We start from the raw sequence: 22,571 nt of genomic DNA, 5'->3' as shown, positions 1-22,571 counted from the left end.
GCCATCGCGTGGCACCTCTCTACGAGATCCTTGGTCGGTTCACGCAGAGACTCACGCGGTGGCCCCTCCCACGTGCTCAGGCACGCCGGACAGGCCCCGGACTTACACCACCAGCCGGGACGCGACCGATCGCGTGAGTTGTACCGGAATGGGGTCATCGACGGGTTCAGCCTGCATCGACCGTCGATCTTGTGGATTGTAGGACTTGATCTCTGCGTGGAGTGTGCCGGTCGGCGGGCGGGCTCGGGGCTTCTGCTCGCGGGGTCGGGTCGGCGAGCAGGGATCGTGCCGTCGCGCTGATGTGCGCCGCCAGCTCAACCGAGCGGACGAGTGGCCTCGGTTCGGCCGCCGGCCGGTGCGCGCCGCTTCATGCTTCCCTCGTACAGCCAGCACGCCGTCACTTCGATACGTTCTCCGTCCCGGCGGGCGATGCATCCCACACAGACCTCGGTCGTCGACCTCATCATGGCGATGGCACGGCGCGTATGGCAGTCGCGGTCACCGAAAGAATAAGCTGCAGACTGGGCGGAGTTGGTGGCGGTACACGCGCTCCGGCTCCCGCACGCAGCCGTATGGCCGCCCTCGACGCCGGTGTCCTCGGCGGTCCGCACTCCTGCCGCTGGGCGAGCCTGGCCGAGCGCGCTTTCAACCGTCGTCGGCGATGCCGTCGAGCAAGTAGCGTGCCGCACCCGCCCAACAGGTGCGATGGTGTGTGCCGGCCGGCGACGAGTGCACCAGCATCGTTCATCGGTCGCGTGCCAGGATCTATCTTGGGTCGGTGACCTTTCCGAACCTGTTCAAGTACGGGCGATGCCCCTGTTCCGGCACGTACGAGCCACGGTTCGTCGAAGTCAACATGACCGTGGAGGAGCAGCGCGTCCAGCTGCCCAGTGTGCCGCAGGGAGCATGTCCGACGTGCGGCTCGCGCGTGTACAAGGCTGCGATGCTTCGGCTCATCGAGGGTTCGATGAGAGGGCAGTCGGTCCCGATGACTGGATCATCTGACTGAGATGCGAGCCACCGGCTGCACGTTGACCTCCGGTGGGAGGTCCGCGTAGCTGAAAACCAGGATGCGCGGGAACGCCGGGACCAATGCGTCGTAGACGGGAAGGCGCATCGCGCCCTCGGTGAGAATCGCCGGAAAGCTCGATGTGGGAGCGAGATAGGCGGCTTCGGCCGCAACCGCACCACGCAGCTGCTGTGCGGCCTCGCGCGAAGGCGTCGGCCACTCGTGCAGCACGGCATTCTCGAGCAGCGGATCGATGAGATAGACGACGACCGTTCCTTGCTCCCGCGAGGCCTTGGCTGCCAGCTGGTCCGCCAGACCGGCCCGGACATAGGCCAAGGTGTTTTCCGGGTCGACGTTCTCGTCCGTGCTGCGCAGGAGGAGTTCGAGGATGCGCCGGAGGTTGCGCACCGAGATTTGCTCGCGCACGAGCCCACGCAGGATGAGCGTGAGGACGTCGAGCGAGAAGTTCTCGCGAGCCGCCTCACCCAGCGCCGGGAAAGCGCTCGTGATGCTCACGAGTAGTTCTTGAGCCTGTGAGCGGGTCACGAAGCGGGCGGCGTTGCACCGCACAACATCGGCATACACCAAAGTGATGTAGCTCATCGGACCCCAGGTGGAGTAGCCTGCGCTCTCAAGAGTGGACCGGTGATCCGCTGTCACGATCGCCGCCTGCTGCTCCGTCGCCGGGTTGGCCGCCGGCGTGGCCGTGACGTTGTAAAAGGACGTCAGACGCTCGGCGGCGTCGTTCACCAGAATCGTCCGGGGCGCCAGGCCGATCTGCGGCGGCACGTCCAGTCCGGGCAGTCGAAAGGCGAAGCCTCCTGGCCGCAACGTGGGGTCTCGACGGAGGTGGATCGGGGGCAGCGACATGCCGAGCTCAACGAACAGCCCTTCGCGGGCGAAGCCGAACGGCTTGTCACCGGACCTGTTCCAGTCCTCCTCCGTCGTCACGAGGCGCAGGTAGTCCGGCTCGATCAGTAGCTCGATCGCTCCCGACGTCGACAACCCATCGTAGCTCGTGACAAGTCCGGGATCTCGTAGTCGGCGATCCATGTCAGCTGCGACGGCCGCATCACAGGCTCTGGCCAACCACTCGGCGAGCACCTCCGTCACATGACGGGAAGCGCTGTGGAGCGCGGGAACCGCGTCGGCCTTCAGCAGGACACCGGGCTGCTCGACGACATAGGCCAGCGTTGTCAGCAGGGTCATGGTCGGCAGGGGAAGTTCGCGTCCGTTCATCACGATGTGGACGAGCGCATTTGAGTTGTCGGCGGGGCCCAGGCGGACGAGCGGATTCGGCGTTGTCGCCGCGCCGAGCTGCTCCGCCACGCGGTCGGCCGTAACGGAGTCCACCAGCTCGAACAGTGAAGGCGCGACAGTCAGCAAGATGTCGCTCCGGGGCGGGTCGCCGATCAGCAGGGGTGGACCTGACTGCTCCGGCCGATCGACATCGCTCATCACGGAAGTTCCTCTTCGGCCAGAGTGACGACCAGCGGGAGGTGTGATCGCACGATCGGAACGATGATCTCGCGCAACTGTTGAGATCCGGTGACGACCACGAACACGGATCCGTTGCTCTTGGCTGCGTCACGCAGCCAGCCGGCCAGCTCGATCTGAAGCTGGTTCTCGGCGGCTCCGTCACCGCCACCGGATGACGACAGCACGGAGGACTCCAGCCAGGAGGGGACGTGAACCCACTGATCGGCGGGCGTCCGACCAGGCAACTGTTTCCGCAGAGCCGCCCGCGTGGCGCGGCACAGCTCAGCGACCGGCTTCCGGAGATCTCCTACCGTGTCGAGAATCACGCTGCTGTCCAGGATCGGAACGCGATCGGCCACCATGGCTTGCAGGACCCAGGTGAGCCGCCGCCGCATTCGGGTGTCCAGTCGGGCGGCTGTCTCGTTCTCGGCCGCCCACTCGTCGACGAGGAGGTTCACCTCCACCGGGCCGAGGAAGCGGTTCAGCCGGGAGCGCACCACTAGCTCGATCTGGCTGATCAGGTAGTGCGGTACGCCGAACGCCGACCCGCCAACGGAGGCTTTGGTTTCGTCACCGGGCACGCCGTCGATCGGGACCGACGCCGTACCTGGCACGTCGCGGATCGCCCACCGGCCGATCTCCCCGTTCACCGGGTGGATGTAGGTGTGGTCTCGAACCTCGCTCTCGTACCCGTCCAGCGAGTGGGCCGGATCCGCGCGATAGGCGCCGCGGCTGTCCATTTGCGCGGTCACCACCGGGACTTCGTCGATCTGTATACGATATTGGCCTAGGAAAAGGTTGGGATTGCCCCGAGCCCGCACACCAGGTGGTCGCACCCCGGTGTCTGCGGTGATGCGGTCGCGCATCCACGGGATGAGCTGGTTCAGGAACCTGCCGCCGTCCTGGCGTGAGTCGACATAGGGGACCAGGTCATCAGCGATCTCCAGCACGATGGGCGTGACAACAGGGATGAGCAACTCCTTGTCGGTGCCCGCGAGATCCATACCGAGCAGCTCTTCGAGCCGGGTGTCGAGGCCGTCACGCAGGTCGCGGGCTCCTTCTGTCAACGCGTCGGGGCCGTTCCCCGCGGCCTCGACCACGTCGACCACTCGCCAGAACTCGGCGGGCGCAGCGATCCGGCCGGACAGGCTCTCACGGAAGCCGTCCAGTTCCTCCGAGATGGCGAGAGCGTCTCGGCAAGCTGCGATGGCTGCGGCGGTTTCGCCGGCGGCCACACCCAACACGATCGTCCTCGCGCGCGTGTCCTGGCGGGCGCGAGCGACGTTGCGGGCCACCTCCTCCGAGTCCTGCCCGTTCGTTCCATCCTGTTCGGAATCGAGGCCCAGCTCGGAGAGGGCACGCTCGCGGCGAAGGTCGACCAGTGAGCGCTCCGCACCTCGGCGGCGACGGGGCGGGCCAAACCGAAGCACGAGATGGTCCTCGCCGCGGCCCGCCGCCGACAGCTTCGGAGCGCGGCCGGGCCGTAGCACCACGCCGGTTTCGACGCTGCTCGACGCGGCCTTCGCGGCCAGCACGGCGTAACCGTCGTCGTCCTCGGGAACGGTGTCCAGCAGGACATGGCCGGCGACGGGAACGTCGACCCGGCCGGTCGTCGTGAGGATCTCCAACCGGTCCAGCGCCGCGAGCGCGGCAGCGTCCGACCCGACCGGGTCGGCGGAGTAGTCCAAGACTTGCGCGAGCTCGACGATCGTGGCCGCTATCCGGCTGAGCCGGGGCTGGCGACGCATGCGCACAATGGCGACCGACACCCAACGGACACCGGGAACCGGGACAAGCGGCAGGTCGACGGCTGTCAACCCGGCCACTCCCGGTCGGCTGTGTGAGCGGATCTCCTGTGGGCCCAGTACGACAAGACGAACCTCGCCGGGGCGGTCCTCAAGGGCGCCGTTCCGGCCGACGAGCGCCAGACAGAGCACATCCAGACTGCTTCGATCAATCGAGTCGGCAGTGACGAAGAGTTCGGCCACATCAAGCCGGCGATCGTCGGGGATGGTCGGCGAATCCGACACCGCCGCGCAGTGCGGCGGTACGAGCGCGGCGGCAGAAGCAGGCGCGAGTGCGCGCAACCACGCTGCGGTCAAGGCCCGTGGCCCGGCCCTTTTACTCGTCGTCACTGTGCCATGCCTCCGCCTGGTCGGTCGGCTCGAGCTCGCTCTCGATGTCGGCCAGCACCTCGTCCAGATCGGAGATCTGACCCTCGACGTCTCGTGCAACAGCCGCGAAAAGGGCGCGGAACAGGGGATGCGGTTCCTCGCGCTCGCGGTCGCCGATCAGCTGCGGCAGGAGCATCCGCAACGCCTGCCCGTACCGCAGGGCACGCTGAAAGCTGGGCACCGCGGCCTCGCGGAGCAGACGCTGTCGGGTCTCGCGCAGCTGCCGCTCCTCGTCGAAGAAGACCCGGAATGCGACGTCGGCGGCCCGCTCGGCTGACGCGTCCGGTGCCGCGTCGGCTGCGGACTCTGGGACGAGGCGGGCCCGCCAGAGGTCACGCAGCTGGATCGCCCGCCGGTTCTCCGGGCGATCCAGGCCGCCGCCGGCACTGGCCGACCGGCGCGGCGCCGGGATCGTGACCCGGCGTGCGACGTTCAGCCAGCCGCGGAGCCCGTCCCTCATCTCCGTCACGGCGGCGAGACGAAGTCCGAACGACGTCCCCGGGCCAGCCACCGCGGTCGGGTCGAACGGTTGCGGCGTCGGATCGACGTTGTCGATCTGCTCTTGGAGGCGCTGGATGGCGGCCGCTCCTTCGCTCGGCTTCCCTTGCCAGCGCGACTCCTGGAGGTGTCCACGCACCTCCTGCAGGCGCTTCTCCGCCTCATCGGCGGCCGCCGACATGCCTTGTGCCTCGCTTATCGCGGACGTCAGGCGATCGGCGTAGGACCGGGCATCGAGGCGGATGGTCGGATCGTCCAGCAGCCGGCGGACCGCGCGGTCGACGACATCCGCCTGGTCCTCTGCCATGAGCCATGGGGTGCACTGAACGGCGACGATCGCCTCGGCATGCGACAGCTGCTGGTCGGGATCGAAGACACGATCCTGTTCGAGCAGGGCACGCGCCGCGCTCACCTCGCCCCAGTGGAACAGTTCCCGCGCGATCTGCAGCCGCTCCGACCGGTCGCGGGCCTCCGTCACGGCCCGGCGCAGGCAGCCGAGCACCTCGTCGCGCGACTGCGTGGCCTGCGCCGATGCTCGCCGCAGGACCGCGACCGCGAGGAGTTCGGACACCCCGTCCGCCTGCTTCGTCAATCGCTGCAGCAACTCTTCGGCAGTGTCGAGGAAGTCACCGCTCAGCAGTACGGCATAGGTCTGCACGTTGCTCTTGAACTGCTGCCCGCCGAGCTCGACGAGCCGCTTCACGTACCGGTTGATTATCGGTTCCTCGGCGTGGCCAGTTGCCGAAGCCGGGGTGGGAGAGGTCGCCGACAGGTTGCGGGTGATCTCCAACAGTCCGCCGAAGTCGTCATAGGACTGCTGCAGGACGACCTCGGCCAGCATGTCGACGCAGCCTCGCAGGCCGGCCCTGTCCAGACGGAGCATGAGGGGCCTGAACAGCGAAGGACCGTAGCCGTACCGCAGGGCCTCGATCCACTCGTCGACGGCCAGGTCGGCGGCGCCGACGATCTCGTACGCCTGCGCCCGGTCGTACGGTTCCCAGGCGGACAGGTCCGCCTGGATGAGCTCGTGGTCGTCGACGCCGTCGGCGATCCAGATCCGGATCGCGGCCGTGTTGTCCTCGGGCGAGCTACGCGCGAGTGCCTCACGACCCGCAGTCAGCGCCTCCGGGGTCATGCTGAGTGCGGAGTGGGCGCTGGCTCCGGCCAGCCACGTGTAGTTGCAGAAGCGCAACCAGTAGATGATGTACTGAGCGCTTTCGGGCGCCGATCGGCCGGCCCGCAGGTAGTGCAGGTCCGCTTCGGCGTTCCGGCGTCGGCCGAAGCTCAGCTTGCCAAGCTCCAACTCGACGACCCAACTCCGGTTCGGCCGCCAGACACAGGCGTTGAGGAACGCCACCGAGCGCCCGATCTCAACCTGATCGAAATCGGGCTCGAACTCGCCGGCGCGGCGGATCGTCGGGGCATCGGGTTCCAGATGGCGCTCCATCGAGCCGTGGCCGGCGATCGCTGCTACGAGTGCACGGCGGTAGCGGTGCACTGGCCAGTTCGAGCGTCGGTAGACGGCAGCGGCCTCGTCCCATCGACCCAGCCGTTCCTCGACCCCTCCGAGTACGTCGATCAACAGAGGATGTGTGACGGCCGGTTCCACCCGGTAGATAAGATCGCGAGCTTCTGCGGCCGCCCCGATCGCGGCCAGCGCGTCGCCGTAGCTGTGCACCAGCGGCAGGAAGACGTTCGGCGACAGGTCGACGAAATGGGGGTGCAGAAAGGCCGCATTGCGGACCGCTACGCCCGGCATCATGAGGAGGAGGTGCTCCGGGGCGGGCATCGTGCGTTTGTCGGGCCGCAACAGCGGTTCCGCCATCGCCGCGTAGCCCGCGTAGCCCAGAACGATGCCCCAGCAGAGGTCGAGTTCGGGCGACACGTTCGTCGAACCGCGCCGGACCAGGTCACCGATGAGTTGCCGGTAGATCTGATCGGCGTTCCCGGCTTCTGCGGACTCACCGCTGGCTCGGCTGAGCCAGCTCAGGTAAGCTGTGACGCACAGCGCTTCGGCCAGAGTTCGAACCCGCTGCTCGGGCTCGGCAACGTCGAGGGCCGCCAGTCGGCGCACCGTCCGGTCCAGACAGTCGCGCCAGCGGGCGATGTCGGCAGAACGCAGAAAGTCCTGGTAGGGCTGTGACGACGATTCGATCATGTGCCGCCCGCCTCTGCCGACCGGCTCACCAGCCCGCCCGGTAACGCGATGAGGTTGTCGGGGTCGAGCTCGGCGTAGCTGAGCACCGGGATCCGGATGTCGAATCGGCGCAGCAACTTGGCCAGCGCCAGGCGGACCGCTTGGTCCGTCACCAGGACGAGCGGTGGGCGGCCGGCCTCGGCGAGCAGCCGTTCCACTGCACGGCGCACGCCGCCGACGAGCTGGGACGCATCCCGTTGCCCCAAGGCCAGGATTCGGCGGCCGGATACGCTGCGGATGCTTTTGAGCAGCATGTCCTCCAGCTGTTCGTCCAGCACGAGCGCGGTCACCTGACCGGACTCGTCAGCGACCGCTCGGCAGATCCACGGCTGCAGGAACTCGCGCACAGCCCCGGCGACGTTCTCCGGCGGCTGCATCTCCGCCAGCCAGGCCAGATGCTCGACCACGGTAGTCGGCGACGGACCGTGTGGTGGTTCGAGCGGCACCCCGTCCTCGACCAGGTCGACGATCACCCGCCGGAGCTGGCTGTTCCAGTTGGAACCAAGCGCCGGGCGCGTGCGCAGTACCGAGACCACGTCCCAGTCGCTGACGGTCCGGTTGAACAGATCCTGGTCCATCAGCAGCTCGAAGGCCTCCCGGCAGGTCTCCTCAAGCCAGTCGGTGACCGCCTCGTCGAACTCCCACGCCCGGAACGGGTACTTGGCCCGGGCGACGACGTCCTTCGGCAGCCAGAGCACCTTGTGCTCCCCGACGAGGTCGTAGCTGTCGAGTACCGTGCCCGGTGAGGTACGCGCAAAATCCGCCCAGCGCCGCGCATCGACCCGAACCTCGCCGACCCGAAACACATTGGTGGCCAGCCGCGCGCGCGGCGAGCGGAGCTCCAGCTCCTCGTCCTCGCACTCACCGGTGATCGCACGTAGGTCCGGCAGCGGAACGCCGAGCCGTCGACGAAGCCCCTTCGACCAGTCCGCCAGCCGCGCGTCGTCGACGACCGGCCGCAACGTACTGCCGACGACCAGGCCGAGGACCGCGCCGCCGGGAAGCTCGGCCCGCCTGACCGTCCGCACCCCCGAGTACCGGACCAATTCGGGCTTCCGGCGCAGCCAGTCGTCGACGATCTCTCTCGGCCCGAGCGTGATCGCGCGGTCCCGCATACGGGGATCGGCATCGGTCGCCAGCCGACTGACCCCGTAGTCCAGCACGCGGAGCAGCGCATCCCGCTCGCCCCCGGATGCGCCCACCACGAACTCCGCGACCGCGTCGGGCAGGGCGGTCACGTCGCCCTGGACCCGATCGAGCCCGGTGCGCAACAGGTGGGCGACGATCTGGTCGCGGAAGTCGCCGGCATACAGCGGCTCGGTGAGCAGCGCCGCGGTCTCCTGCACCGCTGCCGCCGCCGCGGTCCCGGTGCCGTCGAGAACCAGCTCGGTCAACAGCCGGCGGGCGCTCGTCGTCTCGGTTTCAACCAGGTAGGCCAGCACCGCGGGGCGGTTCTCGGCCACACACCGATCAATCCACACCCGGCACTGCTCGACGCGCTTGTCGACGTCCGGGAACAACGTGGCGAATGTGTCGCGGCCACGATCGTTGTGCACGAGCGCCGAGAACGCGAAGCAATCCATCGCGGCGTCGATCAACCCCCCGCGCACCTCGTTGCTGCTCTCCCGCAAGAACAGCAGCTGGAATGGCCGGAACGGTTTCTCTCCGGGCAGGGTTATCTGTTCGATCACCGCGTCCCGGTGCTCGATGAGCACCCGGACATCCTCGGCCGGCAGCAGTTGCTGGGTTTGTTCCCAGTCCCGGGCGTAGCCGGTGAGCCGGTCGAGCGCGCGCCACGCCGGCGGCGTCCCGGTACGGCGACGGCGGATGTCGGTGTCGGAACCGCCCCGGGCCATCACGTTGCGCAGCAAGTGATCACGAAGGTTGGCGTGGAAGAACTCGACGTAGCGCGCCGGATCACCGCCGTAGGGGCGGGCGTACAGGGTCCGTCCGAGAAGTCCGAACAACCACAGCCGTTCCAGGATGCCCTTCGGCGTCAACTCTTCGATCCGTCGAGTGAGCTGGGAATCCACCATCCTCAGGCGCCACCAGACCTCTTCGAACCGCACGATCTCGGTTCGGGAATGCGCCATCGCGAGCACGAAGTGCCAATCGAGGTCGTCCCGGCCGGCGGCCTTCAGATCGAGTGCGAACAGATTCTCCCAGGGACGCAGCTGTTCCAGGTCGGAGACATCGACCGTGCCCTCCGGTCGCGCGGACAGCACGTGAATGAGAGAGAGCATCATCTCCAGCGGGTGTCCCTTGACGTTGTCGGCCAGACGCGCTTTGGCCTTCTCCGTCAGGGCCAGCGACTGATTGACCAGCTCCTCGCCCTTACACCAGTCGACCACCTGCTGGACGAACTCCAGTCGCTCCCCCTGGGCGTCGATGGTCTGTAGTACGTTGAACTCGAGATGCACGTTCCGGGCGGTACGTGTGGACCGCAGGAAGTCGGGCAGGTACTGCTTGCGGGAAGCGATGAAGATTCGCACCCCCTGATCGATCCCGACCATTTCCAGGAGCTCGCGGACCTTGCCTGCGATCGTGTCCAGGCGCGCCGGATTCGGCTCATCACCGGACTCGAAGGTCCGCTCCAATTGGTCGATGAACACGGCGATCTCGACGAAAGCCGGATCGGCGGCACGCAGCCGTCGGACGGTTTGCTTGAGGAACGATCCGAGGCTCTGTCCGCTCGGCAACTGCTTCAGTTCCTGCGCGATGTCGGGGCCGAACGGACTGTGGGCGACCGCAGCAAGCGTCTCCTCCCGCACCCGCTCCTCGATGGTGTGCCACAGCAGGCTGGGCGCATCCACCCGGTACCAGACCGGGATGATCGTCGACCGGGACTGCATCCGCTCTGCGACGTTGCGCAGGAAGCAGCTTTTCCCGGTGCCGCCGGCGCCGGACAAATACAGGTGGAAGACGCGATCGGCCTGCACCTCGTGGCTGAGTCGACGGGCCGCGTAGTCGTCGAGGATGCCCTCGCTCCGATTGAAGAACCAGCCGTCCGCGGCGACCGTGCGCAGATTCATCAAGTGCGGGTACGCGGCCGGAAGCAGCTCTTCGTAGCCGACCGGGAACAGCGGCAGACCGACCCAGGACCACGTGCTCCACATCAGCGCCGCAAGGGTAGCCGCGGGGTCCGCCGAGTCGGTGGCCTCGCGGATGCACGCGTCCCGCACGGCCGCGACGACGCACGGCAGCGCCCGGCCGCCGGCGAGCCGCATCAGCGCTCGCTTGAGCACGCCGACGACCACGTCGGGCTGGGCCAGCGTGGCCGGCGCAACACTGAGAAACGGAAGCGTTCTGAGCACCTGGGCCACCAGTTGCGCGTCCGCAGGACCTGCGCCGACGCCGAGTACGGCGCGCACCGCGCGGGGTGCGTCGGCCGGAAGCTGCCCGACGGTCTCGGCGAGCTTGGTCAGTGACCCGGTGACCTCCTTACCGACATCGGTGATGATGACCACGTCGGGCTGCTGGGCCAGGTCGGACAGGTCGACGCCGGACGAGCGACGCGGATCCAGCACTCGCACCGAGACCATCGTTCCGGGTGGCCGAGGCCGCATCGACCGCTCCTTGCCGATGTCGACGGGCATGAAGAAGTGGCCGGCCCCGACCGAGATGAAGTCCTCGACCGCCTGCTCACCCGTCGTGTGTGCGATGAGCAGGCCGGCCTGCAGCCGGGCGAGCACGTCGCTGCGGCCGCACCAGGCGACCGGCTGGGCCAGCCGCGCGTCGGCGATCCGGGTCAGCAGACCCTTCAGCCGGGACTCGGCGCCGACGAGTTCGGTCCAGACCTGGAAGCCGGCGTCGATGATTTCGGCCACATCGGTCACTCCCGGAGCCAGATCGGCGTCAGGGCCGAGAACCTCCGCGGTGATCCGGTCGATCGCGTCCAATTGCGCAGTGCTCAGGGAGACCGTGAGGTGTCGCTCGACCTTCAGCAGATCGGCGTCGTCGAGCGGCTCTGCCTTCGACTCCACCGCGATGATGATCGGCGAGCGTGGCCGTCCAGCCAGTTCCAGTGCGGGAAGGACCGCGTTCAGCGGCCGCCGGTCACGGGGACCCTCGGCCGGGAGGAGTGCGAGAAGCTCCGTGTTGTAGGCCGGGTTCCGCTCGGCCGCGGCCCGGATGATGTCGTGCATCCGTCCGTTCGCGGCGGCCGCCTGAAGAAGGCTCGGGAGCACGAGGTCCAGCGGCTGACCGAAATTGATCGACTGCGTGGGCAGGCCGATCGACTGGGCGAGCAGGCCCAGCCGCGGTACTCCCTCGACGCCCGCGTATGCACTGATCAACAGTGAACTTAGCCGCTGATCTTCGTCGCGCGCCAGGTCGAGGGCGTTCGGACGAACGGGCATCACACCCCGATCCGGGACGCAGCGAGCGCCTCCGCGACGCGCTCGATTCGTCGCCCCTGATTGCGGTACTCGATCCCACCGTTCGTCCGGTGGGTCACGTAGCGGTGGTGCAGGGCGACCAGGCACCAGCGTTCGTCGAAGACCGGCGAGCCCGACGAGCCGGCCGCCGTGTCGGTCCGGTACTGGACGATGTCATCGTCGACGTGCCGGATCTCGTTGTGAATCATGCCTATCTTCTTCGGACCACCGTGCGGGTGCTGGATGACGTAGACCCGATCCCCGGGCTCAGGCGGTTTCGCGCTACTCAACGAGATCACCGCCGTCCCCTCGGGCGGGTCGGCGTCGAGCTCGATCACCGCCCAGTCGTGCGTTCGCTCACCGCGCGCGGTCCCTGCCCGCGTGGGCACCTCGCTGTACGCCAGCTCGGCACCGTCGAAGCCTCGCTCGTAGCCGAACCACGCATCCACCGAACGCGGCGGGACGCCGTCGTCGGGACCGGAGAACAGCACGTGGTGGTTGGTGAGCACAAGACGCTCGCCGATCCGGAAGCCGGTGCCGTGCGCCTTCTGGCCCCACTGGTTGGTCACCAGCAACCGGCACACGCCCGTCGCCAGTTCGAAGCCGCGGCGCAGGAACGCGACGTCCAGCAGCGTCGACTCGGCGAGAATCTGGATCTCGTCACCGGTGCCGGTTGGGGTGTCCCTCCAGGCTAGGTCACCGGCGAAGGCCTCCGGCGACTCGGTCGGGGAGTCCGGACCGACGAGCTCTTTGATGCGTGCGGCCACGGCGGTGTCCCCGCCGTCCGCGACGACCTGGAGGAGGGGCCGTAGCAGGTTCTGGTTGCGGCTCTTGACCAACACATCAGCCCAGGTGAGCTCGGTCGAGCCGGACCAGTTGATCACTGCCGGACGAATCCCTGTCTTGCGCAGCAGCGCCTCTACCTGCGTGTCGCGGTAGTAGGTGTCGGCCAGTAGGGCCCACAGTTCCTGAGCCGGGCGCCGAGAGAGATCGAACGGCAGTGTGTCGAGGAAATGTTGCACGCGCTGTCCTCCTCCCTCGCCGTCGTCGGTCGGCCCCTGCATGAGACGAGCGGGTGGGCACCGCCCCTGATACATCCGCGCAGGAGAGCATGTTTGCGCAGCACAGTCGCCCGGGCAAGGCCGCTATGAGATCCATGATCGAAGCTGATTGCTGCTCGGTACGGAGTCGGCAACATCCCAGGTTTGAGCCCTCGAGGAGGTCGGCCGAGTTGAGGGTATCGGGGTGGTCGCCGCCGAGAATACGGCGGCGCCGGCTCAGTATCTGTTCCTGGAGCTCCCTCGCTTCCCGGTAGTTCCCCAGCCCGAGTAGGTCGTTGGCGAGCTGACTGGCGGAGGTGAGGGTGTCGGGGGCATCCTCGCCGAGCACTCGACGGCGCCGAGTCAGAGTGTCCTCGTCGAATGCGCGGGCCCGCTGAAACTCACCCAGGTACCACCGGTTCAACGCCAGGTTGCTCGGCATGTGACTCGCCGCCGGCGCGGAACCCGCCACCGTGCGGGCCTCCGGCGACACGCATACGTAGTTGTACGTATTGCGCACTCACCGGGGGCAAATAGTCTGGGATCCGGGGTCTGACGCACCAACGGTGCCGCGAGTCGGGGAGCGGGCCTCCATTCTCAAAGGAATGGGGACGCGCGATGCCCGCGAACCAGGCCGATGTCAAGGATTTCCTCCGTCGGATCTCGCGTCCCGATGCATTGGAGGCGGCCGCCGCCGGCGAGAGCTACTCGGTCGAGGAAGGGGTCGATCTCTCCGTCAGCCCCGTGGGAAGAACGGTCGCGAGTGCCGTCGCGAAAACCGTCGCCGACCAGCCCCTCCTGCCCATCGAGCAGTTCTTCCTCGAAGCCATCGTCATCCCCGGGGAACGGCCCGCGATCGACGTCATCGGGGGCGACTACCACGTGGTGCACTCCGCCTGGCTCCACTTCAACCAGGATCCGATCAGGCAGCAGGTGCTCCGGGCCATCTCGGCCACCGGTCGGGTCGACCTCGTCGGGCGCCCCGGGCTGCCCTTCGGCGGAACCGCCTGGGTCGCCGGGCCGGGCCTCCTGATGACCAACCGCCACGTCGCCGAGCTTTTCGCCTCCGGGCTGGGCAGGCACCGGTTGCAGTTCCAGAGCGGTCGCGGCGCAAAACTCGACCTGAAAGCGGAACGGGGCGGTGGCGCACCCACTCTGCTGGACGTTCGCGGGGTCGTCATGATTCACCCCTATTGGGACATGGCGCTGCTCGAGGTCGACGGCCTGCCGGCCGCGGCCACTCCCCTGTCGCTCTCCGTTCGCGACCCCGGGGATCTCTCCGGCCTCGATGTGGCCGTCATCGGTTATCCGGCATTCGACCCGCGCAATGACGCGATGGTTCAGAACGAGGTCTTCGGCGGCATCTACAACGTGAAGCGCCTCCAGCCCGGCCGGATCGGCGAGCGCGACAGCCTGACGAGCTTCGGCAAGACCGTCTCGGCGCTCACCCACGACAGCTCCACCCTCGGCGGCAACTCGGGCTCCCTGGTCCTGGACGTGCAGAGCGGCGAGGTCGTCGCGCTGCACTTCGCCGGCCGGTACCTGAAGGCGAACTACGGCGTGCCCGCCGCCGAGCTGGCCCGCGACGGCCGGGTCGTCGACGCGGGCGTGCAGTTCGCCGGCCCGACCGGGAGCGACCCCACGCCGTGGGACCGCTACTGGACCGACACCGAGAGCCCCGCCGCAGTCGTGAGCAGTGGCGACGAACCGGCCGACGCCCGCGCCCTGACCTGGACGATTCCACTCGAGATCCAGGTCAGGGTCGGCCGCGACGGAGGGCCGTCGCTCCAGGTCGCGGCGCCGACGCCCGCGGCGGCGGTCGGCACGGAGGCGATGGTCGAGCCCGTGCACGACGGCGACCTGGGCTCGCGCAGCGGCTACGACGACAACTTCCTGGGCGTCGAGGTTCCGCTGCCGACGCCGACCGACGAGAGCCTGTGCGCACCGGTCGAGGGCGGCGGCCACGTCCTGCACTACCACCACTTCTCGATCGCCATGCACCACCGTCGCCGGCTTGCGCTCTTCACCGCGTCCAACATCGACATGGACGCCGCCGTGCGCCAACCAGAAGCCGGTCGCGACTACACCCGCCGGGGGCTGTCCGGCCTGGGCCCGAACGAGCAAGAGAAATGGTTCGCCGATCCGCGCATTCAGCCGGAACATCAGCTTCCCGACGTGTTCTTCAACAAGGATCGACAAGCGTTCGACAAGGGCCACCTGGTTCGTCGTGAGGACGTGGCCTGGGGAAAGACATACGAGTCTCTCCGCGCCGCGAACGGCGACACCTACCACACGACCAACTGCTCGCCTCAGGTCGCGGGCTACAACAGGTCGACGTCCGGCGACGACAACTGGGGCGATCTGGAGAACGAGGTGGTCCGGCAGGCCCGGACCGAGAAGCTGTCCCTGTTCGCCGGGCCGGTGCTGGCTCAGGACGATCCGTCGTTCCTCGGCGTCGACAGCGCCGGCGCCGTGGCCGTCCAGATCCCGAGAGCGTTCTGGAAGGTGATCGTCGCCCGCACCGGCGCCGGGCTGCAGGGCTTCGGATTCTTGCTGCAGCAGGACCTCTCGAATGTCGACTTCGAGTTCGTCGTCGGCGATCGGTGGCGGCGCGTCATGCGTCCCGTCGCCGACATCGAGACAATGCTGCAGGTACGTTTCCCGCAGGCAGTACACGATGCCGATCAGTTCGACACCCCCTCCGGCGCGACGCTGCGGGCGAGTTCAGGAATCGACGGCCCCCCTGCTCCACAGGCCCCGACAACCGCTTTCACCGGTTCCGAGACCTTGGACTCGCTCGCCGCGAATGCGCACGACAGTGTCCGCGCGGCCCTGCAGGGCGGCCGCGGCCTTCGCCACTATCTGGCCACCATCGACAAGTTGACCCCCGAGGAGCGCACGACCATCGTGGAGCAGGCCACGGTTGTCCTCGAGGGGTACTACTCACACTTGTCCCTGAAGAAGGCGATGTACGGAACGGATCCCATACAGCGGCTCCGTCTCCTGCGCCGCCGGCTCGGTCGGTACGAGTCGGAGATCTCCTTCCACAACGAGCTCACCGACATCTTCACCGGCCTGCGCGATCTGCACACCAACTACCTGCTGCCCGACTACTTCGCCAACTCCGCAGCGTTCCTGCCGTTCCAGATCGGGTACTGCAAGGGCGCATCCTGCTACGTCGTCACCAAGACGATGCCCGGCCTTCCGGACCCGAACTTCAAGCCCGGCGTCAAGATCAACTATTGGAACGCGGTGCCCATCGACCGCGCGGTCGAGATGGCGGCCAACTACCACGCCGGCAGCAACCCCGCCGCCCGCCATGCCCGCGGCGTCGACGGCCTGACCCAGCGCGCACTGGTCATCTCCGCACCGCCCGACGACGAGTGGGTCATCGTCGGGTACACGGATGAGAACGGTACGGAGCGGGAGTTCCGAGCCGACTGGTCCGTGGTGGACGTTCCCAGGTCAGAGGACGAAAGCACCCCCTCGCCGGAGGCGGCTGAGGCCTTCGGTCTCGACCTGGAGGGCGACGTCCGCCGTCGTGTGAACGCATTGCTCTTCGCCCCACAGAAGGTCGCCGAGGAGCAGCGCATCCGCAGCGTGCGGGAGAGTCAGGCCGCCACCGGCCAGGAGGAATCGGTCGAGGCGGCCACGGCGATCGCGTCCGCGGCGGCGGTCGAGGGTCTGCAGACGACCCTGCCGACCATCTTCGAGGTGCGGACCTTCGACCACCTCGGCAAGAAGATTGGCTACCTCCGAATCCGCACGTTCTTCGTGCAGCGGGACGAGCCGTTCGTCAACGAGATCGTTCGTTTGCTGGAGCACCCGGAACTCCCCACGGAGGGCATGGTCCTCGATGTCCGGGGCAACGGCGGCGGGCTCATCTGGGCCGGCGAGCGCCTTCTTCAACTGTTTACCGACCAGCACATCGAGCCAACTCGCGCGCAGTTCGCGGTCACTCCGCTCACGGTGGAGCTGAGCAAGACGGACCCACGACTCGCCCCGTGGAGACCCTCGCTCGAACGTGCAGTCGAGACCGGGGCGGCCTTCTCGGCCGCATTCCCGATCACCCCGCCCACCCGCTGCAACGACATCGGCCGCCGCTATCCGGGCAAGGTCGTGCTGATCACCGACGCGCGTTGCTACAGCACGACGGACATGTTCGCGGCCGGCTTCCAGGACCACGAGATCGGCAAGATCCTCGGCGTCGACGACAACACCGGCGCGGGCGGGGCCAACGTCTGGCCCATGGAACTGCTGCGGAACCGGTTGCCCGACAACGCCGCACTCCGGCCGCTCCCCCGAGGCGCGGACATGCGGATCGCGATTCGCCGCACCCTCCGGGTGGGACTACAGGCAGGTACCGAGATTGAGGATCTGGGCGTCGAACCGCTCGTCGTCCACGACCTGACTCTCCGCGACCTGCTGGAGAAGCCACGCGATGCGGACCTGCTCGCTGCGGCGGCTGAACTGCTGCCGAAGGACGGGTAGGACGTCACGGGTCCAGGATTCGGGCATGCTGGGGTCCGACCGGCCCGGCCATGTGGAGGCGGCGGCCCGCGGCCGGACCGGCACGAGCTCGCCGAGCTGGCCCAGCGGATCCGCCCCCGGGTGCGACTGGGACGACCTGGTGCTGCCGGACGACACCGTCGGGCAGCTCCGCGAGATCTGCGACCGGCTGGTGCGGGTCGATGACGTCATCCGGAGCTCTCAGCGTGCGTATGGTGATCGCCAGTGCGTTCAACCGTGCCCGTGGCTGCTGGTGGTCTGGACAGCGCGGAGGCCGCCCGACAGGCAGGTGTTCCGAGCACGGTCACCGGCGACGCGTGGGTGCTGACCACCCGGGACCTTCCCGACCTGTCGCCCAACTCGCCGTTGCCCGGGGTACAGAGCGGGCGCCCCCGGCCCTGCCGCAGGCCGGCCCGAACGTCGGGTCGCCCAAGCTCGCTCGGGCCGCCCGGACCCGGGGCCGATTGCTCCTGCAGGACTGGAATGCCAGGCCGACCTCATCCTCGTCCGCGCCGAGCTGGTGAAGTCGAGCGCCTCCCCTCGCGAACGATCCCACCGCAATCGTGATCCTCAAGATCATCGCCTGGCCGACGAGCTGACTTGCGTACCGCCTGCCGCGCCATATCCGGCGAATGACATGCCGGACGCACCCTGCCGAATTCACCATCGACCTCGTAAGCAGGTCCCGCGGCCGACCGACTCCTTCACCTCTCGACGAACAAGACGGTGAACATCACACTATCCTCGAGTTCGGTGTCGATAGATCGAATTGTCGACCTAACCGCACCCCTCCCCTGTACGCAGAACTGCGTATGGAAGATGCCGCAGGTCGACTGCACGCTGTTGGAGTCGGTCAATGACGCTCGGAGTGTGAAACTCCGCATCGAGCCACCGTCGCCATTCCGGTGCGCTGGGGCGTCGACCGACTGCGCAGATCGGGGCCCGAGAAGCGCCCTGGAGCTGCGCCATCATTGACACCTTCGGCAGCAGAGGACGATCCATGACTGAGCCTGAGTACGCTTCGTTCGATGATGAGGCGGTTTCGAAGACCCTCGAGGCGGCGCGGCAGCCGTACGAAGGGACGGACCTGACGGCTGTCACGGAGATCTCTCCGGCAGTCAGCGCCGGTCTGGAACTCCGTGCCCAGTGCATCACCGTCACGTCGGGCAACCACAGGGTGTGCGTGAACCTTCCGCTGGGGTTGGGAAGGGCATGCCTCCCGCTTCCCTTCGACCTTCCTGACGGCACAGCCGTTCAGGCCTGCCTGAGCATCCGCACCGGACCGTTCGGGATTCCGACGGGGGTGTGTGTGACGCTCTTCGTCGGCGGAGAGCAGATCGTACGGAAGTGCTTCCCCTAATCCTCTGAGCTTTGCTCGGTGGTACGCAGATGAGCGGGACGGCCGCGGGCACCGCGATGTCCCGCTCATCTCCGGCATCGACGTCGGCCGTCCCTGCCGCGCGCACCCGTCAAGACTCGCCCGACGCGACGGGTACGCACTTCTCCATGGCGTACGGGCGACGCGGGTGCGTCCGGTAGTAGGGCCGAACCCGATCAGCGGACTCCCACTACGCGACGTGCACTCGAACCCGTTCGCTGTATTCGATCAGTTGTCGATCCGAGGGACGACATGGCGACCTTAATTGCACGTGTGACATCCACCAGGCCGGGGGCTCCGCTGTCCCGGCTGCTCACGGTCCCCCTCGGACTGGACATTTGGGAGGTAGATGCCGCCTTCGTCGTGCTGCAAGCCGAAGAGGCGCAAGCGGCGCGCCTGGAGTCGATGGGCTACGACGTCGAGCAGCTGCAGTTGGCCGACTCCTATCTCTCGGACTTCGCGACCCACCAGGCCATGACCGGGTACCACTCCGCGGAGAGCCTGGAGGCCGGCCTGCGCCGGCTCGCAGAGGACAACCCCGAGGTCGCCGAACTGCACGAGATCGGTCGGAGCGTCGGGAACCGCCCCATCTGGGCACTGCGGCTCGGGGAGCGCCGGGGCAGTTCGCGGAAGGCCGCGTTCTTCGGGTGCCATCACGCCCGTGAGTGGATCTCGGTGGAGGTGGCGTACCGGCTGGCCGAGGACCTGCTCGCCGGTGCGGCAACCACTCCGGCGCGGGAATGGCTGCAGGAAGGCGAGATCTGGGTGACGCCCATGGTGAATCCGGACGGCCACGAGTTCACCCGGACCGACAACCGGCTGTGGCGCAAGAACCGACGCCGGAACGCGAACGGCAGCTTCGGCGTCGACCTCAACCGGAACTACGGCTACCTGTGGGGCACGCTGGACAACAACACCACCAGCTCGGTCCCCTCGGACGACACGTATTTCGGTCCGCGGGCATTCTCGGAACCCGAGACGCGAGCGGTGCGCAACCTCGTCGCGCGTGAGAATTTCGGTGGTGTGCTCACCTACCACAGCTATTCGCAGCTGATCCTCTACCCGTGGGGGTACACTAGGAACGCGATCGCCGACGTGGCGGACCTCCGCGAGATGCGGGATCTGGCCGACGAGATGCGGCGGCTGATCGGGGGCGTGCACAGCATGAGTTATGTGGCGAAGCAGGCCTCCGGGTTGTACTTGACGGCCGGGGACACCACCGACTGGACCTACGGCGAGTACGACATCTCGTCCTTCACGGTCGAGTTGCGGCCGGCCACCGCGATGGAAGGTGGCTTCATCCTGCCCGCCGATCAGATCGAGCCGTGCTGGGAGGAGAACAAGCCGGCCGCGCATGCCTTCATCCGGCACGCCTTCGCTAAGCCCCGACCCGTGACATGACCGCGGGTACAGCGGATGACGACGACGTCTGGATCGCACGGCTGACCCCGGTCGACGGCGACGTCGCCGCGCTCCTCACAAAGCCTCTCGGGCTCGACGTGTGGGAGCGCGGCAGTGATCACCTGGTGGTCATGGCCACCGAGCTCCAGCTCGCCGAGCTGGAGCGGCGGCGACTGGCACAGGTGGACCGCCTCAGCACCCGGAACCAGTACATCTCGCGCATGCAGCCCGACACGGCCCGAGAAGACGACTGACGTCTGTCGAGTCGGGCCGGCCTTCTTGTCCATGACGCCATCCGATACCGAAAGGGTTTCAGCCGATGCGTGTACCCGTCCTCGCGATCCTGCCTTCGCAGGAACCGCTCCAGGAGTCCGCTGCCACAGCCCTGGATCCGAACCTGCCGCCGAGTTCGCTCGCGAACGCCGAAGTGCCCTCCGGCCTGGACCTGGACATGTCATTCGCCGCCGTCCCGATCGGTTCCGGTACGGGCCAGGAAGCGTCGCTCGAGTCGTTGGAGCCCACCCAGTCCGAGCGTTTTGCCGTTCGCGCATTCGTCGACGTGGACGATCCGGCAGATATCCCCGAAGAGGTCGACGGGCAGCCGCTGTTCGGCGACCCGGCCATCGCCCACTTCCTGACGTGTGGCGGAACGCCGCCGATGGGAGCGACCGTCGATGTCGCCACCAAGTTGAACACGGCAGCGCTGTCGAGTCGTGGCCTGGATGGCAGCGAAGTGGCGGTCGCGATCGCGGACACCGGAATCAACCTGAATCACCTGAAAGCGCAGCTCGGCCAGATGCCACTGCTGGACGCAGGCAACTCCTGGCGGCCGCCCGGCGGTCCTGCGCCGGGTACCAGTCCGGTGGACCACGGCACGATGTGCGCCTACGACGCGTTGATCACGGCGCCCCGGGCGACGCTCCTGGACGTCCCGGTGCTGCGTGCCACCGCTCCGGGGGGTGCCGTCACCGGCGGATTCCTCAGCGTTGCACTGCAGGCCTTCGCTCATCTGCTCGGCTTCTGGGCGGTTGCGTTCGCACCGGGCGGCGGCCCGCGCTACAAGGCTCTGGTGATCAACAACAGCTGGGGGATCTTCCACCCGAGTTGGGACTTCCCTCCTGGCCATCCCGGTCGCTACATCGACAATCCGACCCACCCCTTCACGGCGCTGACCTCCGTTCTGGCCCGCTCGGGTGCTGACATCCTCTTCGCCGCCGGCAACTGCGGCACCCAGTGCGCCGACGGGCGGTGCCAGGGCCGGACGACGGGGACGATCTGTGGCGCGAACGCGAGCCCCGATGTACTGACCCTGGCCGGGTGCGACACGAACGACGTTCGCGTCGGTTATTCGTCTCGCGGCCCGTCCATCGCCGGCATGTTCCAGAACAAGCCCGACATCACCGCGTACACTCATTTCCTTGGCTCGAAAGCATTCGGCCCCACTGCGCCGGACAGCGGAACGTCCGCGGCCTGTCCCGTTGCGGCGGGATGTGTTGCAGCCATCCGCACCAAGGTCTCGCCCACGACGGTGCCCCCCGCCAACCTGTTCGCCCAACTGCAGTCGACGGCACGACCTGTGGCGGGGCAAGTCGGCTGGAACCGCGACTACGGTCACGGCATCATCGACCCCGACAGCGCAGCACAGAGTCTGGGCGTGTGATCTTACCCGATACCGAGATGTGAACCATGACTGACAACGAGACCGTCGTGCTCACAGTGCACGGTGGTACCACGCCACCGACGCTCGCCGAGGCTGCCGCCCAGCACTCCGTGGCCGAGCAGGACCTGAATCCGGATTTCGGCGTGCGACCGATCGACCCGGATCGTGGGCTCTACGCGGTCGAGATCCGGGCCGATCGCCTGCCCGAACAGGAACAGGAGGTCCCTAGCCCTTATCAGGGCCCGTTCTCCAATCCCCGGATCGAGGCCTTCGGCCCGGTTCGAGGCGACGACGAGGAGCCTCCGGAGTAGGACGGTTCGTCAGTACTCCGGTCACGACCTGGAGGGGGCGAGGGCGACTGCAACGTCGGACGGCCCGGCCGGAGACTCCACGAGGAGCGCCCGGCCGGGCCGTCGGCCCAAGGCGTCGATGTCGATGACCAACCGGTACAGCACCGTCGGAGCAGAGTCCGCGCTGCGCCGTCAGGCCGAGCGGAAACGGCGGCACCAGGTCGCCGCGGACGCGGCGTACCGCAATCTTAATCTGGTATTACGCGGCGCCAGGGCCACATGTTACCGCGCATACGTACGCTGAACGCGGGCGCCGTCCTGTCGCAAATCCGCGTCCACGACCTCCGCCACTTTGCCGCTTGTGGGTGCCGAGAATTCTGTCACGCCGTTGAACAGCACCTTCCGATAGTCGCCCCGCAGCATCACCGTCCGGCTAGCCCAGCTTGATGGCTCGACGTGGCCTTGCAAACTCGTGCATTTGATACTCGTTCGCGTGCTGGACTGGCCGGTGCTGCTCGCCCGCTCCGACGTCAAAACGGATACCGAGATCCTGATCCTGC

11 protein-coding genes and 1 pseudogene are annotated in these 22,571 nt (G+C 67.6%); 6 read left to right on the top strand and 6 right to left on the bottom strand.

Annotated elements, in window-relative coordinates; translation table 11 throughout:
* Nucleotides 1-997 precede the first annotated feature (997 nt).
* The 6 genes and pseudogenes from RM445_RS29400 to RM445_RS32620 all read right to left on the bottom strand — a co-directional run.
* The gene (locus RM445_RS29400) at nucleotides 998-2,467 is read right to left on the bottom strand and encodes an FHIPEP family type III secretion protein (protein ID WP_311560127.1); all 1,470 of its coding nucleotides are present in this window, start codon (nucleotides 2,465-2,467) and stop codon (nucleotides 998-1,000) included.
* Nucleotides 2,467-4,575, bottom strand: coding sequence for an FHIPEP family type III secretion protein (locus RM445_RS29395; RefSeq protein WP_311560126.1), 2,109 nt, complete (start codon nucleotides 4,573-4,575; stop codon nucleotides 2,467-2,469). The genes RM445_RS29400 and RM445_RS29395 overlap by 1 nt, the downstream gene beginning before the upstream one ends.
* 34 nt (nucleotides 4,576-4,609) lie before the next feature.
* Nucleotides 4,610-7,318, bottom strand: a complete 2,709-nt coding sequence (locus tag RM445_RS29390) for an AAA family ATPase (protein ID WP_311560125.1) — start codon at nucleotides 7,316-7,318, stop codon at nucleotides 4,610-4,612.
* Entirely contained in the window at nucleotides 7,315-11,715 is a 4,401-nt protein-coding gene (locus RM445_RS29385) for an FHIPEP family type III secretion protein (RefSeq protein ID WP_311560124.1), read from the bottom strand. The genes RM445_RS29390 and RM445_RS29385 overlap by 4 nt, the downstream gene beginning before the upstream one ends.
* A complete protein-coding gene (locus RM445_RS29380) occupies nucleotides 11,715-12,797 on the bottom strand; it encodes a trypsin-like peptidase domain-containing protein (RefSeq protein WP_311560123.1) in 1,083 nt (360 codons plus the stop codon). Before RM445_RS29380 ends, RM445_RS29385 begins: the two co-directional genes overlap by 1 nt.
* Before the next feature lie 163 nt (nucleotides 12,798-12,960).
* Nucleotides 12,961-13,215, bottom strand: a pseudogene (locus RM445_RS32620) (tetratricopeptide repeat protein); the annotation flags it as partial.
* Nucleotides 13,216-13,391: 176 nt separating this feature from the next.
* Between RM445_RS32620 and RM445_RS29375 the strand changes: the two are divergent.
* The 6 genes from RM445_RS29375 (at nucleotide 13,392) to RM445_RS29350 (ending at nucleotide 22,032) form a co-directional block, all read left to right on the top strand.
* A complete protein-coding gene (locus RM445_RS29375) occupies nucleotides 13,392-17,264 on the top strand; it encodes a DNA/RNA non-specific endonuclease (protein ID WP_311560122.1) in 3,873 nt (1,290 codons plus the stop codon).
* A 1,018-nt stretch (nucleotides 17,265-18,282) separates the two neighbouring features.
* Nucleotides 18,283-18,642, top strand: coding sequence for a hypothetical protein (locus RM445_RS29370; protein WP_311560121.1), 360 nt, complete (start codon nucleotides 18,283-18,285; stop codon nucleotides 18,640-18,642).
* A gap of 291 nt (nucleotides 18,643-18,933) precedes the next feature.
* Complete coding sequence (locus RM445_RS29365) at nucleotides 18,934-20,061, top strand: M14 family metallopeptidase (RefSeq protein WP_311560120.1); 1,128 nt, start codon at nucleotides 18,934-18,936, stop codon at nucleotides 20,059-20,061.
* On the top strand, nucleotides 20,058-20,315 hold the full coding sequence (locus tag RM445_RS29360; protein WP_311560119.1) for a hypothetical protein: 258 nt from the start codon (nucleotides 20,058-20,060) through the stop codon (nucleotides 20,313-20,315). Before RM445_RS29365 ends, RM445_RS29360 begins: the two co-directional genes overlap by 4 nt.
* 65 nt (nucleotides 20,316-20,380) lie before the next feature.
* Entirely contained in the window at nucleotides 20,381-21,721 is a 1,341-nt protein-coding gene (locus tag RM445_RS29355) for a S8/S53 family peptidase (RefSeq protein ID WP_311560118.1), read from the top strand.
* Between the two features lie 26 nt (nucleotides 21,722-21,747).
* Nucleotides 21,748-22,032, top strand: coding sequence for a hypothetical protein (locus tag RM445_RS29350; RefSeq protein ID WP_311560117.1), 285 nt, complete (start codon nucleotides 21,748-21,750; stop codon nucleotides 22,030-22,032).
* The last annotated feature ends 539 nt before the right edge of the window (nucleotides 22,033-22,571 follow it).

It is taken from the genome of Pseudonocardia charpentierae, assembly GCF_031845345.1.
In the GTDB taxonomy this organism is placed as follows: Bacteria; Actinomycetota; Actinomycetes; order Mycobacteriales; family Pseudonocardiaceae; genus Pseudonocardia; species Pseudonocardia charpentierae.
This window is presented reverse-complemented; position numbering and strand designations above follow the sequence as displayed.

Excerpts from the sequence above, each read along its gene's own strand:
- RM445_RS29400 (WP_311560127.1), bottom strand. The coding sequence starts at position 2,467 with ATGAGCGATGTCGATCGGCCGGAGCAGTCAGGTCCACCCCTGCTGATC.
- RM445_RS29390 (WP_311560125.1), bottom strand. The coding sequence starts at position 7,318 with ATGATCGAATCGTCGTCACAGCCCTACCAGGACTTTCTGCGTTCTGCC.
- RM445_RS29385 (WP_311560124.1), bottom strand. The coding sequence starts at position 11,715 with ATGCCCGTTCGTCCGAACGCCCTCGACCTGGCGCGCGACGAAGATCAG.
- RM445_RS29380 (WP_311560123.1), bottom strand. The coding sequence starts at position 12,797 with ATGCAGGGGCCGACCGACGACGGCGAGGGAGGAGGACAGCGCGTGCAA.
- RM445_RS29375 (WP_311560122.1), top strand. The coding sequence starts at position 13,392 with ATGCCCGCGAACCAGGCCGATGTCAAGGATTTCCTCCGTCGGATCTCG.
- RM445_RS29370 (WP_311560121.1), top strand. The coding sequence starts at position 18,283 with ATGACTGAGCCTGAGTACGCTTCGTTCGATGATGAGGCGGTTTCGAAG.
- RM445_RS29360 (WP_311560119.1), top strand. The coding sequence starts at position 20,058 with ATGACCGCGGGTACAGCGGATGACGACGACGTCTGGATCGCACGGCTG.
- RM445_RS29355 (WP_311560118.1), top strand. The coding sequence starts at position 20,381 with ATGCGTGTACCCGTCCTCGCGATCCTGCCTTCGCAGGAACCGCTCCAG.
- RM445_RS29350 (WP_311560117.1), top strand. The coding sequence starts at position 21,748 with ATGACTGACAACGAGACCGTCGTGCTCACAGTGCACGGTGGTACCACG.